1 pseudogene is annotated in these 681 nt (G+C 38.3%); it reads left to right on the plus strand.

Annotation, left to right across the window (positions count from 1 at the left end):
- Positions 1 to 181, plus strand: a pseudogene (locus tag H5087_RS20095) (hypothetical protein); the annotation flags it as partial.
- Positions 182 to 681: the final 500 nt, after the last annotated feature.

The following is a 681-nucleotide window of genomic DNA, read 5'->3' on the forward strand; positions in this document are numbered from 1 at the left end:
ATGTTTAAAGTACTTATGGCAAACTGATGTCTCAGGCATAGCAGTTGTGACTTATGTGGGTTGTGGTGATTTACATAAGATCATAAATTGCTGTGCCTGTCACGTTTTGGGGATTCGTCAGCCCTTTGGGCAGCGCCTGTTTGGCATTAATGCTACGTTATCGCCTATTTATGGGGAGTAACCACACTACATAGGCTCTGCCTTGCCTGAATACCAAACAGGCAAGGCAAATTTAACCTTGAAAGATAAACAGACACTAGATTCTAATAACTATTACTTTTGAGAAGCACCTACATAAGGTGCTTTTTGCATTTTTAAGGTTTTAATTAATAGCTTTAGTATGGTTTATCTATGTAAAAACAAGAGTTATCAACAGGGTTTTGTGGGTAACTTGTGTTTATCGTGTGCGCTTGCTTGGGGCTTAATTTTAATTACTATTTTATGCAAATAACGCTTGCGTAAAATCCGCCGCTCCCTATAATGCGGCCCCACTGAGACGGGAAACAGCAACGCATAGCGAGGCACGAACAACTCAGGGTGTTAAGTAAAACTTAGTTTGAATCTTTTTAGAAAGTTTAAATTTAAGTGTTGACAAAAAAATAGGAAAGCGTAATATGCGCAGCCCTAGCGAGATAAAGTTCAACTTTATAATCGCAACGTTCTTTAACAATATAAAGCAAT

Origin of the sequence: Pseudoalteromonas sp. SR43-7, assembly GCF_014163785.1 — a bacterium.
In the GTDB taxonomy this organism is placed as follows: Bacteria; Pseudomonadota; Gammaproteobacteria; order Enterobacterales; family Alteromonadaceae; genus Pseudoalteromonas; species Pseudoalteromonas distincta.